The organism is Undibacterium sp. SXout20W, from assembly GCF_049340285.1.
GTDB lineage: Bacteria > Pseudomonadota > Gammaproteobacteria > Burkholderiales > Burkholderiaceae_D > Undibacterium.
In genome coordinates this window covers 1-503 of sequence record NZ_JBMPPH010000123.1, presented here as the reverse complement: position 1 = coordinate 503, position 503 = coordinate 1, and the positions used below count along the sequence as shown (strand labels likewise).

1 protein-coding gene is annotated in these 503 nt (G+C 48.5%); it reads left to right on the top strand.

The genetic code is table 11. From position 1 onward, the window contains the following. Positions 1-3 precede the first annotated feature (3 nt). On the top strand, positions 4-503 hold a 500-nt coding region (locus ACO0K1_RS20290), incomplete at its 3' end, for a GTP-binding protein (protein WP_423029022.1).

Sequence of the window (503 nt, the reverse complement as noted above, 5' to 3'; positions counted from 1 at the left end):
AAAATGGCAAAAGGTAAGTTCGAACGCACCAAGCCGCACGTCAACGTCGGTACAATTGGTCACGTTGATCACGGTAAAACTACACTGACAGCAGCGATTGCGACAGTATTGTCCAAAAAATTTGGCGGCGAAGCAAAAGCCTACGATCAAATTGACGCAGCGCCAGAAGAAAAAGCACGTGGTATTACTATTAACACTGCTCACGTAGAATACGAAACAGCCGGTCGCCACTACGCTCACGTTGACTGCCCAGGCCATGCTGATTATGTTAAAAACATGATTACTGGTGCTGCTCAGATGGACGGCGCGATCCTGGTTTGCTCCGCAGCAGACGGCCCAATGCCACAAACACGTGAACACATCCTGTTGGCTCGCCAAGTTGGTGTTCCATACATCATCGTGTTCCTGAACAAATGCGACATGGTTGATGACGCTGAATTGTTGGAATTGGTCGAAATGGAAGTACGCGAATTACTGTCCAAATACGAATTCCCAGGCGACGA